This is a genomic window from Sporolactobacillus shoreicorticis (genome assembly GCF_024125445.1).
Classification (GTDB): Bacteria; Bacillota; Bacilli; order Bacillales; family Sporolactobacillaceae; genus Sporolactobacillus; species Sporolactobacillus shoreicorticis.
The window spans coordinates 100,950-116,747 of the sequence record NZ_JAMXWM010000009.1; the positions used below are offsets into that span (position 1 = coordinate 100,950).

15 protein-coding genes are annotated in these 15,798 nt (G+C 36.4%); 7 read left to right on the plus strand and 8 right to left on the minus strand.

All coding sequences use genetic code 11. The features are described from left to right. Positions 1-21 precede the first annotated feature (21 nt). A complete protein-coding gene (locus tag NIE88_RS09575; protein WP_253061569.1) occupies positions 22-1,293 on the plus strand; it encodes an MFS transporter in 1,272 nt (423 codons plus the stop codon). 795 nt (positions 1,294-2,088) lie between these two features. On the opposite strand, the gene NIE88_RS09580 is transcribed toward NIE88_RS09575, so the two are convergent. Further along, positions 2,089-2,241 (minus strand): hypothetical protein, encoded by a 153-nt coding sequence (locus NIE88_RS09580; protein WP_253061571.1) that lies wholly within the window; start codon positions 2,239-2,241, stop codon positions 2,089-2,091. 43 nt (positions 2,242-2,284) lie between these two features. Beyond that, complete coding sequence (locus NIE88_RS09585) at positions 2,285-2,668, minus strand: helix-turn-helix domain-containing protein (protein WP_253061573.1); 384 nt, start codon at positions 2,666-2,668, stop codon at positions 2,285-2,287. Positions 2,669-3,043: 375 nt separating this feature from the next. Here NIE88_RS09585 and NIE88_RS09590 point away from each other — a divergent pair, with 375 nt between their 5' ends. From NIE88_RS09590 to NIE88_RS09605, 4 genes are all read left to right on the plus strand, one after another. Further along, positions 3,044-3,244, plus strand: a complete 201-nt coding sequence (locus NIE88_RS09590; protein ID WP_253061575.1) for a hypothetical protein — start codon at positions 3,044-3,046, stop codon at positions 3,242-3,244. Further along, a complete protein-coding gene (locus tag NIE88_RS09595) occupies positions 3,241-3,447 on the plus strand; it encodes a hypothetical protein (RefSeq protein WP_253061577.1) in 207 nt (68 codons plus the stop codon). Before NIE88_RS09590 ends, NIE88_RS09595 begins: the two co-directional genes overlap by 4 nt. Before the next feature lie 523 nt (positions 3,448-3,970). Further along, positions 3,971-4,825, plus strand: coding sequence for a DUF6973 domain-containing protein (locus NIE88_RS09600; protein ID WP_253061579.1), 855 nt, complete (start codon positions 3,971-3,973; stop codon positions 4,823-4,825). 250 nt (positions 4,826-5,075) lie between these two features. Continuing rightward, positions 5,076-5,495: a hypothetical protein gene (locus tag NIE88_RS09605; protein WP_253061581.1), complete on the plus strand. Its 420-nt coding sequence runs from the start codon at positions 5,076-5,078 to the stop codon at positions 5,493-5,495. A 237-nt stretch (positions 5,496-5,732) separates the two neighbouring features. On the opposite strand, the gene NIE88_RS09610 is transcribed toward NIE88_RS09605, so the two are convergent. Beyond that, positions 5,733-6,296: a conjugal transfer protein gene (locus NIE88_RS09610; protein WP_253061583.1), complete on the minus strand. Its 564-nt coding sequence runs from the start codon at positions 6,294-6,296 to the stop codon at positions 5,733-5,735. 79 nt (positions 6,297-6,375) lie between these two features. Here NIE88_RS09610 and NIE88_RS09615 point away from each other — a divergent pair, with 79 nt between their 5' ends. Beyond that, positions 6,376-6,549: a hypothetical protein gene (locus tag NIE88_RS09615; RefSeq protein ID WP_253061585.1), complete on the plus strand. Its 174-nt coding sequence runs from the start codon at positions 6,376-6,378 to the stop codon at positions 6,547-6,549. A 542-nt stretch (positions 6,550-7,091) separates the two neighbouring features. Here the strand turns inward: NIE88_RS09615 and NIE88_RS09620 are convergent. From NIE88_RS09620 to NIE88_RS09630, 3 genes are all read right to left on the minus strand, one after another. Beyond that, positions 7,092-8,408, minus strand: a complete 1,317-nt coding sequence (locus NIE88_RS09620) for a preATP grasp domain-containing protein (protein WP_253061587.1) — start codon at positions 8,406-8,408, stop codon at positions 7,092-7,094. Continuing rightward, entirely contained in the window at positions 8,405-9,550 is a 1,146-nt protein-coding gene (locus NIE88_RS09625; RefSeq protein WP_253061589.1) for a hypothetical protein, read from the minus strand. Before NIE88_RS09625 ends, NIE88_RS09620 begins: the two co-directional genes overlap by 4 nt. A gap of 160 nt (positions 9,551-9,710) precedes the next feature. Continuing rightward, entirely contained in the window at positions 9,711-10,874 is a 1,164-nt protein-coding gene (locus tag NIE88_RS09630) for a cytochrome P450 (RefSeq protein WP_253061591.1), read from the minus strand. 512 nt (positions 10,875-11,386) lie between these two features. Between NIE88_RS09630 and NIE88_RS09635 the strand changes: the two genes are divergently transcribed. Beyond that, a complete protein-coding gene (locus NIE88_RS09635) occupies positions 11,387-12,628 on the plus strand; it encodes an MDR family MFS transporter (RefSeq protein ID WP_253061593.1) in 1,242 nt (413 codons plus the stop codon). A 151-nt stretch (positions 12,629-12,779) separates the two neighbouring features. On the opposite strand, the gene NIE88_RS09640 is transcribed toward NIE88_RS09635, so the two are convergent. Further along, positions 12,780-14,666: an acyltransferase family protein gene (locus tag NIE88_RS09640; protein WP_253061595.1), complete on the minus strand. Its 1,887-nt coding sequence runs from the start codon at positions 14,664-14,666 to the stop codon at positions 12,780-12,782. Positions 14,667-14,898: 232 nt separating this feature from the next. Further along, a complete protein-coding gene (locus tag NIE88_RS09645) occupies positions 14,899-15,567 on the minus strand; it encodes a YdeJ family lipoprotein (RefSeq protein WP_253061597.1) in 669 nt (222 codons plus the stop codon). Between the last annotated feature and the right edge of the window lie 231 nt (positions 15,568-15,798).

Below are 15,798 nucleotides of genomic sequence, written 5' to 3' on the forward strand. Positions count from 1 at the left end.
GAAAAGAAAGGAAGAAAAACTATGACATCATCAGAAAACAATGGTTCAGTTATGAAACATCATGGTATCACAGATGAGGAACAACCCAAACGTCCTGTACGTCTCGGCCTTGCTCTTGTGATTGGGCCGGCATGCTGGCTTGGGCCTTACATTGGGGTCGCGGCGACATTACTTCCGGCTAAAATTGGCCAGCTCGCTCCAGATAATAAGATTGCACTCGTGGCTTTGTTTTCGGCAATAGCAATGATTGTTGCGACAATTGCCAACATCATTGCCGGGGCACTCTCCGATATGACGCGAACCAAACATGGAAAACGCACGCCTTGGATTGTTGTTAATTCCATTTTATCTGCTGTGTTACTCGTGTTTTTATCAATGGCTCCGAATATTGGTACATTGATCTTTGTATGGGCCATGTATCAGGCGGTGCTGAATGCCGTTGTCGCACCAATGATTGCTCAGCTCTCTGATCGGGTCGCGCCAAAATGGCGCGGCACCATTTCTTCTTTCTATGGTGTGGGCATGGCCTTTGGGAACTACGGGTCGGGCATTATTGCTTCTCAATTTCTTGAAAATGTAAGCGCTGGCATTCAAACACTCGCCGCTTTCGCACTTATTGGCGGATTGATTTCTGCCTTCCTGGCCAGTGAACCGTCTAATCTGGATGAACAAAGAGTAAAGTTCAATGCCGTTACTCTTAAACAGAATTTTATGTTCCCGACAAAAAACTGCCGTGATTACTATCTTGCTTTGTTTGGTAAAATTCTTATGGTTACCGGTCAATTTGTTATCGTTGGTTACCAGCTTTATATTTTTACTGATTACATGAAACTTAATAATGGCCAGACGGCCTCGTCAGTTTCTCTTATGTCGTTGATACTGATGATCACCGGTATCGTATTTTGCGCACTGGCCGGCCCGATCTCCGACCGTATCCATCGGCTGAGAGCACCTGTTGCTATAACGACAATTATGCTCGGTATTGGCGCATTTTTCCCGTTTATTGATGCCAGACCATGGACGATGATGGCTTATGCCGTAATTGCAGGAATTGGAATGGGTGCCTATAATGCCGTTGATCAGGCACTTAACGTAGCCGTTCTGCCTAATTCCAAAAATGCCGCTAAAGATCTTGGCATCATCAACATGGCCAATACTCTGGGACAAGTATTTGGCCCACTTATTGCAGCAAGCGTAATTTCCGTGTGGGGCTATCGTGCCATATTCCCTGTTGAGACCGTTATCTGTGTTGTCGGTGGCATTTTGATCATGATGATTAAAAAAGTACGCTAAACCCGACTACTTATATGCTGAAGATAGAGTGAAGGGAGCACGCTGCAAGTATCAAAGCCGCAGAGACTCCGAGGTGATAAACAACTCCTGTAGCTGTTGCATAGAACAAAGCTCTTTAATGGACTGTTATTATGAGTAAACCATAGTAACAGTTTTTTCTGCTAATTAAATAAAATATACACAGATTTTGTTGGGCTAGATGCCCATATTCTATTGGAGTTTGTCTTTTTAAGAAACATCTTTTTAAGACCAGAATACTTACAAAGAGGATAGAGTTTACTATCAGTATAAGTATAAAAGATATTAATCCATTTAGCAAGGGAGTGCCTGGAACCCTGAACGACATGAAAATTTTAAGCAATGTCGAAATTAACAAAGCGACGATTAATGTATTCTCATGGGCCTGCCCAATTGCAGCCCGTCGATAATGTACGGAATTGATTTGTCCGATATACCAAGTGCCATCCAAAGGCGTCTAGGTCAGATCTGTGGAGGTCTTATGGCATTGAGAGTAACGGTATATTTGGCTTTCACCCTTTGAAAAACATAAGTACCGACACACGACCCGCTTTGAACCGCAATGTGGGCAAAAAAATCCTTCTTCGTTTTTTTCTCACGGATGTCCTTGATCAGTGTCAAGGCTTCATGAATGGATATCATTGAGAAGCATTTCGAACATGTGTTCTATATTAGCGAAAAACAACATTAACATAGCCCTTGTTTTAGTAATGATAAATGTCATAGCTTTTCATACAAAACTGAATATAAAAAGAGAAAGAAATAAAGATTGCTTCTTTATGAACAAGCGCATATATTCCAAACTAATTTTTTTTTTTTGCAAATTTCATATTTCCAAATTACGCGCAGATTGCAAGCTTCCATTCCAAAAGTTCCTGCTTCAAAAAAACCATGCAGAATCCACCACACGAACTTTTTCCAGCGAACCAATATACACCTCCTTTATCCAATATTTTGTACGACAGAAAACACATTAATCCTCTCTTTTTCCCTGCTTGTCATCATCACGTTCTTTAATAAATTTCAAAAAGCGAATGAGATCTTTTCTTGCTTCCCCTGGGGTTCCAGGATAATCATGGTAAGCTGCCATAAATTTAGGATCTTTCATGAGTTCTTCTAGCTCTTTATCGGCAGTATTTTGATTTCTTACGTTTGTTCGGCCAAGTAAAAAATCCGTTGATACGTCAAAAAGGTCAGCGATCTTGGTTAGCATCTCACTATCAGGCGTTCTAATGCCATATTCCCAATTTGCATAAGTAGACATTGTCTTAATGCCAAGCTTCTCGGCCGTATAAGTTTTTGTCCATCCTCGTTCTTCTCTTAATTGGGTCAATCGTTTACCGATTATATTTTCCATAAGAAACAACCTTTCACTATTTGAGTAAATTCTACTACTTGCACTACAAAAAAAGCCGTAAATTACACAATTAGAATAACTAATGATTGACTTACTCAATAAGAGTAGTATTATATGAATATAAATGTTACTCAATAAGTGTAGCTATGAAGACGAAGAATGCTACTCGAATAAATTACGAATGCTGCAATGGACGAATTGCATTCTATGATTAACAGTTTACTCATTTTTTCACTATCCATTCGATAATTAATAGAAATAGACGGTACTTATGTACATTTTTAAACTTTATTTGAAAAAGTGGGTAATTATCTATCCTTAATCAATTGGCTCGTTTCCTTAGACAACGAATAGGGCATATGGAGGGGAAAATCAATGAACTATCGGCAAATTATTTCGATAATTATTAGCAACATCAACCAAACGGAACGAAACCTCAATGGTCTGCACAAATATGGCGATGAGGAGGTCATCGAAATACTCACCATACAATTGTGGAAAGTAAAATTTTTGGTAGCCGCGTTGACCGATGACAGCTATGATGCCATCAAAAAACATCTTGAGGAGGAAAAATGATAAATCCTTATTTTTTTAAATTTGACAGCGAATGGCATGACACAAAAGACTTAATGCGTTATATCGACATGGCCCAAGTAAAGCTAGGTTTGCTGACTATTATTCAAACAGCGATAAACGAGACGAACGAACAAAATATACGCGAAGGAGTTATAAATGAGACGACGCAATTAATGAAGGATTTGGGTATAACACTTTATTGAGTATCTATTTTCTATCAAAGGTATTATATAACTTGATACCTTAATCTTAATAATTGGTTTCTATTTAATTAATACTGGAAAGCAAATTATGAACAAATAAAATAATATTATTTGGGGCTTTATTACTCCATGACAACTACCAATACCATATTAAAATTTATTGATTGTGTTCTCTCGTTGTTCCATTCTGGTTTCATAAATCTGCTGTTCAGTCGATTGTTGTCCTAACTTTGGGGCTGATAGTTCGCTCCGACTTCTTTGCCTTCACTTCAAAATTTTATCAGACGGCATATTACTTATCTAAGAACATTTAACCGTTTTGTAAATAAAGTAAATCTATTATTAATTAATTTACAATTATATTGAATATTATCATGTTCAACAATTTTCGACACAATGTGCAAATTAAAAGTTGTAACATGCATGTTAGGAAAGGGGTGAAACTTTAGTAAATAGATAAATTATTTGTATCGATCGTTGCCTGTTCCCGGAAATATATCATTAGGAAAGAGGTATACAGTATATGAATTTACATCAATGTTTAAGAAAAGCGGCTTTTTTTATGATTGTTGCAATCCTCTCTATTGGATTCGTATTCCCATTTTCATCTCAAGCAGCTGAGAATCAAACGTATAAGGTTCCTTCTCGTTTTAAAGGAATACAAAATATACCAGCAAAAGCTCTGGATACAAGTTTAATAGAGTTTCAAAATAAAAAATCCTACTTAACAGATGAAGACATAAATCGTACTAATTCAAACGATTTGCAAATTATTGGTCAAGAGATCATTCAAAAAAAACAAAGCGGGAAGTATACTGATGATGAGTTAAATCAACTTGCAGCTGATAAGATTAAAAAAAGTACGCAAACATCAACAAATTTAAATAGTTACTCTACCACCGATTCAGACTATCCGCCGATACCTGTACCCGGTTTTGGCAAGTTAACTGGTAATGAACTTAAACTCGCCACAAGCAATCCGGCTGAGTTTGCAATATACGCGGCAGATGCTGTCGAAGCATATAACAAAGCTAAACAATTATATAGTGAAGCTCAGCTTAGCAAAGGGAACGGAGATGCATTTAGACACGCTTTTTGGAATGCGATTCTAGTTAAAGATTTTGGGGGTAACAACCGTGATCATGGTGACCAAAGAGCAGAAACTTGGACAGATGCTCATGAACAGTACTCTACCGGAGTAGATCATGAAATGGATCTTTATAACAATTATGTTGGAAGAGAGTATGCATACTTTCATTTCAGCTTTAATCATACTCAATTGAATACTTCTATACAGGGACAAGTGGCTCAAGGCGCTACAGCAAGAATCGTTAACGGAAATTTAGTAGCGACCAATGGTGATACTGGGAAAAACTAAAAGTCAAATTGACCAAATAAAATATTGTTAAGGTGACCACTTGGTGGTCACTATTATTTAACTTTCATGATTATTAGAAACTTATTCATTTGTATTAATTCTATTTTAAAATATTTCAACATGTTGTTTACTTTATTCGATTACTATAACTTTTATAATATACTATTTTTTAGGATATTTCGTTTTCTCTTTCAATCAGGTTAATAAAGTTGGTATTACCCTCAATGAATAAAGAAAAGAGGTCTTATAATTGAAGAAATGGATCATTGTGTGTGTCCTATTTTTACAGTCAATTTTACTTATTGCGTGCAGTGACACCCAACATAATACTCAATTAGAAAAAAACGTTTCCTCCCTTGCTGAACATAGAAACAACATTGATATTAAGTCCTATACACATTTTAAATGGGATCGGGCCTATCTATTTAAACCCTACACATCTCAGGAAAATATAAACAAAGAGCTAGGATTCAAGTTTAAAGATCCGAGTGATATTGATTTTCGAGATGATATCTATCTACTCGTTTTTGTAAAAGATAAAAAGGTCATTCAATATGCAGAGTTACCATGCTTCAAATCAAAACATTCGATTGACTATTCAATCAGTTATGCATATGGGAAAATGTATCTCACACCTGACCGTGCAAAAATTTACATAACTAGAGAATAGATAATAGCTAAAATTTGAATCGTCAAAACGGCTTTTTAAACCTTACAAAATTTGGTTTGGACATCCATGGGAATCTATGAAATCTTTTCTGAAAACGTCGGAAAATGTTCTGACTGTCTGTTTTTTCCCCCTTTCATGATGAGGCACGGACGGTTATCAGTGGGAGCCAAACGATGAAGTACTTCCACTTATGGAGATTTAATCGGGTCAGTATTTCAATATACTTGATTGTATGATTTATTTAACAATCATCCAATTTCTGTTTTTTTCTAAAGTCAAATCAAACTGAGACACCTGCGCCGCTTTTGTCTGTTGGTCAAGATACTTCACCGAGACGGACACCTGTACTCGCCTGTCTTTTTTTCGATAGATTGGATTAATTAGCTCTGAAAGGACGTAATCTTTGTCAATAGGTTTCAGCGCGTTTTCCTTCACGTAATAGGCTAATTCGCTTGCATTTGCTGTGGGGTAGAGCTTAAAAAAGGTTTTTAAAAAGGCATTCATTTCCTCAAGTGTCGCTTCATCCATGTTACTGTCAGTGTCTGCCACTTTAGGCTCGTAAGCTGACTTTGCAGGGAGTCCGCAAATGGTGGAATTCTTAATGATGACCAGATTCCCGGCTTGATCGACATGGACGGTCACTTCATAGGAAACCTTCACCATCTTTCGTTTTCTACTTTTCGTGATCCATTGATCAACGGAAAAAACAACGGTATAATTGTGATCATCCATTCGTCTTACCTTCCAAATGTCCACGTCACGAACTACGGAAGAGGTATCCGTACAACCTGTACAGTCCATCCTGCACTACATAAGCATTTTATATCCTTTTTCATCTAGCTGAAACAGAAAACAGCCAGAAAAAAGGAGTAAACCAAAAATGACCGAATTAAGTGCCTCAGACATAATGATTCATGAAAATAAGCGTAAACTTAAGTTCTTGAAAAAATACGAAGCCGATCATTACAACGACCTGTCGGCTGGTCCTATCTATTGGGTGGTCATTCACGAAATTGAAACTCTTAAAAGACAAAATAGAGAGGTTGTCGAATAATAGTTTTCTTCATTCCGCCACCTAGGCGGATTTTTTGTATATATATTAAGGAAAAAATAAAATGAATATTTTACCAAAATAACAAATGAGCATAGTTATTCACCATGTGCTTGCTCGACACGCGAATCAATGCTAAAAGTTGCTAAAAATACTTTGTAGAGCTATTTTTTAAATTTGTGTAACTATCAACTGTCGAACTCGATTCTCACGAATATATACTATCGTCATCTTTACGCAGTGCAGAACATACTAAAAGAAAAATGATCGTCCATATTTTGACAACCAAGAATAAAAGAAGCCAACATGCAACAGCAAAAAATGGCGAAGCCTGGCAACGGTTATTTTTTATCGGATAATCCATTTAGGAATGCCACAAGTTGTTTTATCTTTTCCTCTGATAGCCCACCGACTGCCTGTAAAATATCAAGATCAATCGGTTTTTTGCCCGTCTGAAAGAAGTCAGCTAAATTCCACTTTTAGAAACAAAAGTCAACTTTTATGTTAATTATACAAAGTCATTTAAAACGACTTAGAGATATATGTCAAGTGCGGAATTGGTTATCAAGCTTTTCATAAATTTCATTTCTTTCTTCTTCAGTTTGATAAACAATACAAAAACTTACGAAACCTCCAACTTCTGGAAGAATAGGAAATGGGATTATAACTCCCTTTCTTATATTTGGATCATAAAGGTATCCAAGTTTTTCAAGATTGGTTAAAAATGTATCGAAGTTTAAAGATCTCCAATTTAAAGGTGCATGATACTGTGCAATAGCCCGTTTCGGATCTTGTGTATATTTAACTACTCTTTTGCCAATACTATTATAAATATGAAGAGAACCCCCAATTCTAGCATTCATTTCAGTAAATGTAATATTGCCATTTTTATCAATTAGTGCATCAGCTGAAAGATAACCGCGGTAACCAATTGATTGATACAATTTGGCTAACTGGGAGCCATAATCTATTAGTTTCTCTCGATCAATTTTTGGAATCCCGTCTAATGGCACAATTTCTTCTACTAGCCTGTGATTTTGATAGCCAAGTCTTCCTGTTTGTGTGTGGCATATTCCTGAATCTGTGGCATAAAATTCAGCGTAAATAGTTTGACAACCAGTTTGAAATTTTTCGATAACAACAGGATGTCTTTCGTTAAAAGATGCCCAATTCCAACGCTGTGTAAGATATTTATTAATAGCATTATTCTCCGGTTTTAAATAATAGACATATTTAGCACCAATATCATCTAGTTTACTAGCGGAGTTTTTTATAATAAGCTCATTACCTACACCCGCGCCATTATGAACCTGCTTAATGATTACAGCATCCGTAACTTTTAATAATCTCCTTAAAGCGTATTTTGCCTCTACAATGTCGTGGCAAACTTCTCCTAACGCAATAGGAATATTTGCTGATGCGGAAAGTGCCCGGAAATAAGCCTTATTATTTACTAACTCAACACCGTATTGCGAAAAGAATTGTGCCCCCTTAAAAGCATTAAGCAAGCCAATTTCCTTGGCAAAATGGGATATCGCTGGAGATGGCCACATTGGAATTATTTCAGTTACTTCATTAATACATCCCAATACTTCGCTGATAAAATTTTTATCTGTTAAACTATATTGATCAAAATGTTTTCCAGAAAATCTTTCTTGAGGTGGGATTAAAAACTTAAGAGTTCTTAAATCTGTCCCAGTTAAAGATGTTGCATATTTTAGAAAAGTGATGTCTGGTTTATCTGATAATATGATTACGTCATCATCTTTTGCAAACCAAATGACTCTTTGTGAAAATATGCGATCGTCGCTATTCATATTTTGAAGTGTATCCTCAGTCTGATTTCCAATTATTATTCTCATTTTGTGTAATCCTCTATTTCCCCTTCTCGTACAGTATCAAGAGTGAAGCAATGAAAGCCTCCACCAAATAATCGACGATGGCGATGTTTTACAGGAATTACATTAAACCCTTCTTTTTCTAGTTTTCTAATCAGATCTACGCCCGACTCATTCACTAAAATTGTATCCACATTAATTGATAAAACATTCAGATCAATATAGGGGCTAGTGAGAACTAAATCACCATCGTCATATTTTGGAAAGTTGTTTTCACTTGGTTCTGGAGCAACGATTATTTTCCATTTATCAAAAGGTTCTGGTAGTAATTTCTTTATATCTGAGTGTCGAGCTAGAAAAACACCTGGACGTAGCGCTAATAACATACTATCAATGTGATTATCACTCATCCGGTATATTCTATGAACTCGATACTCTTTACCTAAATGACGTTCGAGCCAATTGCAACCAAGAGCGTGATTTTTATTAGCAATATTCACCAAAATGTCACGTCCTAATCTTAAACATTGTGCGCCATCAAGCATAGCTTCAAACCCAACATCATATGGTGAGGAGGCTGGATCCTCAATAGGCTCTGTTGGCCCTCCTAACGTAGTCTCCATATCTCGTGCATATGATAAATCAAAAGATAAATCAGTTAAGATAGGTCTTGGCATAGTTGACCATTTTGCGCCCTCGTTAAAGTAATGTGCAAACACTTTTGTCAATAATCTTGTTTCAAGGTACCGAGACCGTACCTGAGGAGCCATTTCTATAATTTCATTACCCACAATTAATGTATTATCGCGAATATTAAGTGCTGGGACCGGAATACTTTCCCACCCGAGTCCCCGAATAGATTGTGCATTAGGTGGTAATTTTAGCGGTCTATGAACTTTAACACCTAGATCTTTTAATGTTTTTACCAATCCCTCAACATCCTCATTCAATTCCTCAACGTATCTTTGTTTGATTTTCCAATTGGAACTTTCTTTTTCCAAACCTTTTCGTCTATTCAAACGCGGATAAGCCCAGTCTGATCGAAAAAGATTATCGTGAAAAAAGGTATCAAAGGACAAATCCCTTTCATGGGAAATATAATTTTCGGCAGAACCAACAATAATTTCTTTAAGTGGTGACCAATCATTATAACTGTTGAGTATCATCAAAATAACTTCCTTTCTAATAAACTTTTATATTCCTTATATGGAAATAATAAGTATATAAATTTTCTCCGGATTCTACTTTGAACCCGGAGAAAAATACAATTAGTGATCATAAATCATAGCAGTCACCTCCTTAAAGAACTTATATATCATGTTATCTTCATTTATAGGATACTGGAAGATCGTCAATGCAGCGTACTGTTGCTGTTTCGCGCCGTCTTGGTTTGTCTACCAAATTTAAAATTTTCGGTGTTTCTTGAAGGCTCTTTATTAATTCTTGAATTGCTAGTTCGCCAAAAAGTTTTCCCAAACAAGCGTGCACTCCCCATCCAAATGCTAGATGAGGATTCTTAGAACGATGTAAAACAATACTTTCTGGTTGTGGAAACATACGTGGGTCATGGTTTGCAGAAGCTAGCAAAGTTATTACACTATCTCCTTTACTAATGACTTCTCCTCCTAGTGTCATTGTTTCTACTGCAAAACGACTGGTCGCTTGCGCAGGGCCGTCAAATCTGATTAATTCATTTATTCCTGAATTAAATAAGCTATTATCCTTTAGTAGTGTTAGAACATCAGGGTTTTTTAATAGGGTAAATACAATATTTCCAAATGCTGCATATAATGTACCAAAACTAGCGTTGAACATCGTCGCCGTTGTATTACGAATATAGTACTCTGGTATTTTTACGTCTTTCTTGTTTTTTCTAATAAATGGTAATATTCCTGAATCCTGTTCATTAGTAAACCATACATCGACAAATTCGTTAAGCCGCATCCTTGCTTTATTTCCAGGATCTGCATATTCCGGTTTTAATCCGGAATCCATTTGATGGGCAATAGCATCAGAAATATCCATATATATTTTTAGATTGGGTTCCTTGACTCCTAATAAAATGGATGTTGTCCGCAAGGAAAGTGGAGCGGAGACCTCTGTCATAAAATTAAATCTATTTTTTGCAGCTTGTTTATTCAGAATTTCACTTATTAATACGTGAATATGATTTTTAATTTTCTCAATATCTTGTGAATTGAAGGCTTTTATCATTAAATTACGCAGTGATTTATTATTGGGAGGATCTAGGGATTGGAGATTATGTTTGACATCAGGTATGTCTTTTCCTATCCTTCTACGATCGCGAGCAAATAGCTGATAATTACGTAATACCTCTTTACAATCATCATAACGAGATAAAACCCATGATTTCATTCTCTTATGCCAAAAAATAGGTGCGTGTTCTCTTAGGCGCTCATAAATAGGATAAGGGTTAATTAATGTTTCTGGATCTAGAGGGTCATAATTTTGAGCAAATTCGGTGTCCATATAAAAGCCTCCTCACTTTAAAACAAATTCAATAAGAATTGTTGAACTCATCTTATTGATTCATTTTTTCCCTACTACATGCTACATGAATTTCGGGTGTGACATTAATCACTTATATGATGTTATATGTTCATTATAAATAAAATGCCAAGTTATTCAACAGATTAGATATAATATTCGGACAATAACTTTCGACATTTTTTGAGCTTTTCTTCTCACTTGTTTCTAGCAGCTTATTTTATGGACACAATTTGCAATTTCAAAACCAATATTGATGCCAACACAAAAAGATCCTGAAAGAATGGCATAAGAAACTCTTTCAGAATCTTAATATATGAAAATACTATTTTTCTATAAAGGTAAGATCAACAAACAAAAGGGTATACATCGTTCCCTTTACAATATTATTATAAACGATGAATAAATATAAGTCTACTTTTTTCCAGAAATATAATGTAAGCTATATGCACTCAGCAGAGATTAACTTTTTTCTTAAGGAGGTAAAATAATACATGCGAACATGGGATTTGAATTTGAAAGTGCGTCTTATTGGAGAGACACTATTTAATCTTTTATTTTGGATGTATTATCCTTTTCTTACAATTTATTTTAGCAATAATTTTGGAAAAACAATCACGGGATTTCTAATGATAATACCCCCAATCGTTGGTATTATAGCCAATCTATTCGGTGGTTACTTATCTGATACACTTGGTCGACGGAAGACAATGCTTATTGGTACAGCAATTCAAGCTATCATGTTCACAATGTTCGCCTTAAACTTATCTGACTGGATAAACTTTACGGCATATTTACTTATTAATGTCGGGCGTACAATTTATTATCCGGCTAGTTCAGCTATGGTTGCCGACTTAACTCAGGAAAAGGATCGCCGTGAAGTTTTTGCAGTTTTTTTAACTGCCTTCAATGTTGGGGCTGTTCTCGGACCATTGTTCGGCTCCCTGTTTTTTTTCCACTATCGATCTGGGTTGCTGTGGACTTGTTCCATCGTTGTTTTCTTATATTTCTGCGCTATCTTTAAACTGATTCGGGAATCAGCACCCCGATTAGATAAATCCGAATCTGTAAAATCACTTGGTTTATTATTCAAATCACAATTTCGTAATTATCAGGTTATTTTTCTTGATAAGATCTTTGCAATGTTTATTATAGCAGGCATTATTGTAATAAGCGCTTTCCGACAAGAAAATTTATACTTACCTATATTTATTAGTGAGCATGTCCCGTATCAAGCCCTTTTTTCATGGAGGAGTTGGACATTTCGACTTAATGGCATTGGTATATTTGGATGGATGATGGGATTAAGCGGCCTAATTTTTGTACTATTTGTTATCCCTGTAACCAAATGGTTTAAAAATATTAGTGATCAAAAAATATTGATAGTTTCGACGGGCTTATTTGGTTTTAGTCTGTTTTTTATGGCCTTTACCACAAATGCATGGATTCTGTTTTTACTTATGGTTGTTATGTCATTCGGTGAGTTGATACAATCGCCGGTCTCGGATAGCTTCGTTAGCAAATATGCACCCAGTGACAAGAGAGGTCAGTATATGGGTGCTGCCACATTACAAAATTCCATTGCTAATTTTTTTGCACCTATGACAATAGTTATGTCGGGATATATGTCAGCAGTTGCCGTTTTAAGCATTGTATTAATCAGTACATTGGTAAGCTGTGCACTTTATAAATTACTCTTTCAAATAAAAAAAAATGGTACTACCTCACAAAAATAGCTTTATTTGAAAATAGGTTACGCAAAAATCTAACCGAAATACTTCTTATTTAATAATCAACCAGTTCCTATTTCTTATCAAAGTCAAATTAAATAGTGAAATTTGCGTTGCTTTGGTTTGGTGATCGAGATACTTTAGGGTCAGTTCAGTCTTAGGAATGAGAAAGTGTTTTTATCAATAGGTTGGTCATTGCTCGAGCGCCATTGCTCGTCAGATGTACTTGATCGGGTGTGAAGTAATCCCAGTGATCTGCACTTAACGTATACCAATCGGCAAGTTTCACATTTGAATAGTGAAAAGCTATTTGAGCAAGCGATTGGTTAACAGAAAACTGCCAAGAACGAGGAACGCGTGTATTCACCAGTATGATTAAGTGGTTATGGCCAACTTTTCGAATAACTCTCTGGATATCTTGCATGGAAAATGGTCCATTTGTTCCCAGTTCGATGATAACAACATGACTTAATTTCCCTTCTCTTTTCAAATGTTGAACAATAGGCAATGCGTCCGTCATATGTCTCCCTATTTTGCCATCGATGGTCACATGTGGCATTGATGCACTAATATACGGTTTCAAATCGATCAATACAGAGTCTCCGATAGCCACCACTGGCTGGCTAATTTTCGAAGCACGGGGTGAAAAAGCGACTGATTGATTGTCACTTTTTGCTGGATGCCCTTTCTCTCTTTTGCCGGAAAGGGAAGGTGTATGTGCACCGGAAAGAGACCTCGAATGATAGATTGGTGGTTCACTCTGCACCGTACGTAGATTTGCCCAATGAGTAAAGGCTGAAAGAAAGGTCAGCATCAAAAGTAGAGAAAACGCAAATATTCCCACTATTATTCTCCGCTTTCTGATCCAAATGCTGCTACATTTTATTCGTTTCCACTCCCGTCCAATGGCACCATGACGAATAGGGTTTTCTATGTACTTGTATGAACTATTGGCAATAATCAAAATTAGAATCAGCGAAACCACGCGAAGCAAAATCTGAAGAAACATGGGTGCCAAATTATTCATCACTAACATAATAATTGGATAGTGCCATAAATAAATGGCATACGAACGTTCGCCGATCCAGCGAAGCGGACCCCAGCTGAAGAGCCTTCCCAGTTTTGTCGCAGGACTTGTAATCGTGCCGATGGATACTCCTGAAAAGATAGAAAAAAGTAATAACCCTCCTCGGTACAGAAAATCATCATAGTCTTGTACATGAGTCATCATGACGATCATAACGATGATTGACCCAATCCCCAATGTATCTAAAACCCACTTAGCCCTTTTGGGAAGATTCCCTGAAAGTCGCCAACTTGGCCAGATAAACGCTAATGATGCGCCAATTAGAATAGAAAAGGCTCGTGTATCGGTCCCATAGTAGACACGGCTTGGATCGCTTCCTGGATGGTACAGCAGTGCCATTAACAAAGCAGAAATACTCGCCCCAATTAGAGTCATTAACAGCATTCGTTGGCGTGAATTATTGCGGCGAAGGCAGAAAATGAGAACGATAGGCCAGATCAAGTAAAACTGTTCCTCTACAGCAAGCGACCAAAAATGGAGTAATAAGGAGGGGTGTGCATAACTTGCAAAATAAGATTGTTGATGGAAAACGTACCACCAATTGCACACATAAAATAACGCAGCTAGAGCATCACCTTTAAACGTCACAAATAGCCGAGGATTAAAAAAGCCCACCCATAAGAAAAGGATACTCACGGTTGTTATCAATGCCGGAAGCAATCTTCTTATCCGGTGCAGCCAAAAGGTCTTTAAATCAATCTTTCCCTTGCTTGCCCATTCAAAATTGAGAAGATCGGTAATCAAATATCCGGACAGCACAAAAAATAAGCTGACCCCTAATAATCCTCCGCCAAACATTGGGATACCAAGATGATAGAACACTACTCCGATAATCGCTAAAGCCCTTAAGCCATCAAGTCCAGGCATATACTGTCTCTTAAGTCTACGTTCATAATAGGACTGTGACGTCAAAGTTTCAGCATGTCGAGGAGAATATCTACTATTTATATCTAACATGTTCATGAAACCTTCTGTCGAATAAAGTAATACGATATAATTATTCGTAGTTTTGGTTTATAATGTGACACAATATCCATTTTTTCGCTATTGAACGTTGATACATAATAGTTCGAGTATATGATTGATCTTTAAGTCTTGTTAGATTAACATGAAGTTTTGATTAGATTTCTTGTACGAAATTTAAATTTCAATAAGAGCGTTTGAATAAAAATTAGGTTTACCTCATTCGTTAATGAGTATTAATCTTACTAATGAGTTTTATAATTTTATTGTTATCTCCTAAATCTATACGCACTATTTTGGCATGCTCAATAATATTCTTATAAAACATTTCACCAGCCGGATAGCTACCATCCCACCGTAAGGGAACGTTGTATACTTTAATTGTTCCATTTCCATAATTACTATAAGTAACTGATCCATCCACTAAGCGAGACCCTGCTAACTGAGTGACAGCTTCTGGATAGCTAGCACTGGTGCTATCATCTGGGTTGAGTGGTTCGCCAGCTGGAATATGTCGAACATTTAATTCATCTGGTTCTTTATTTGTACCAAGTTCCAACCAGACTCGAGCATATTCAATTTCTTCAACAGAATACCCAGATAATACATGATCTCTATTGTTTCCTGATGTATTATTTAATGCACCATTTTTTTCCTCTTTAGAGTAAGCTGTACTGGACTTATCTGCTGTTGGTTTAGATACTTCCTCCTTGTTTACTGAACTACTCTTTGCTGTGTCGATAGTTGTTTTTTCAGACTGGGAAGTAGATGCATTTTCTGAAGAAGCAGGAGTTTTTGCTTCCTTGTTCTTTGTAGTCGTACTACATCCAAACAACAGTAAAACGAACAGGGCTAGAGAAATATTAAAGCAAAAAAACTTTGTTACTTTTTTCATTTGACCCTTTCCTTCCTTAAATTCATAATAAAGTATTGTAGTTATCATACAGGGAAAATATTCGATCAATAACCAAGATATTTAGGGAAACACAATTAAAGGTTACTATAGAACAGCTTTTGTATCAAATATATTTTGGATATGATATTAAAATAAGAATAAACACACTTTTGAACGCATAATCTAGCTGTGTTCATGTCGCACAAAAAGAGTTGTTCAAAAACGCATTGA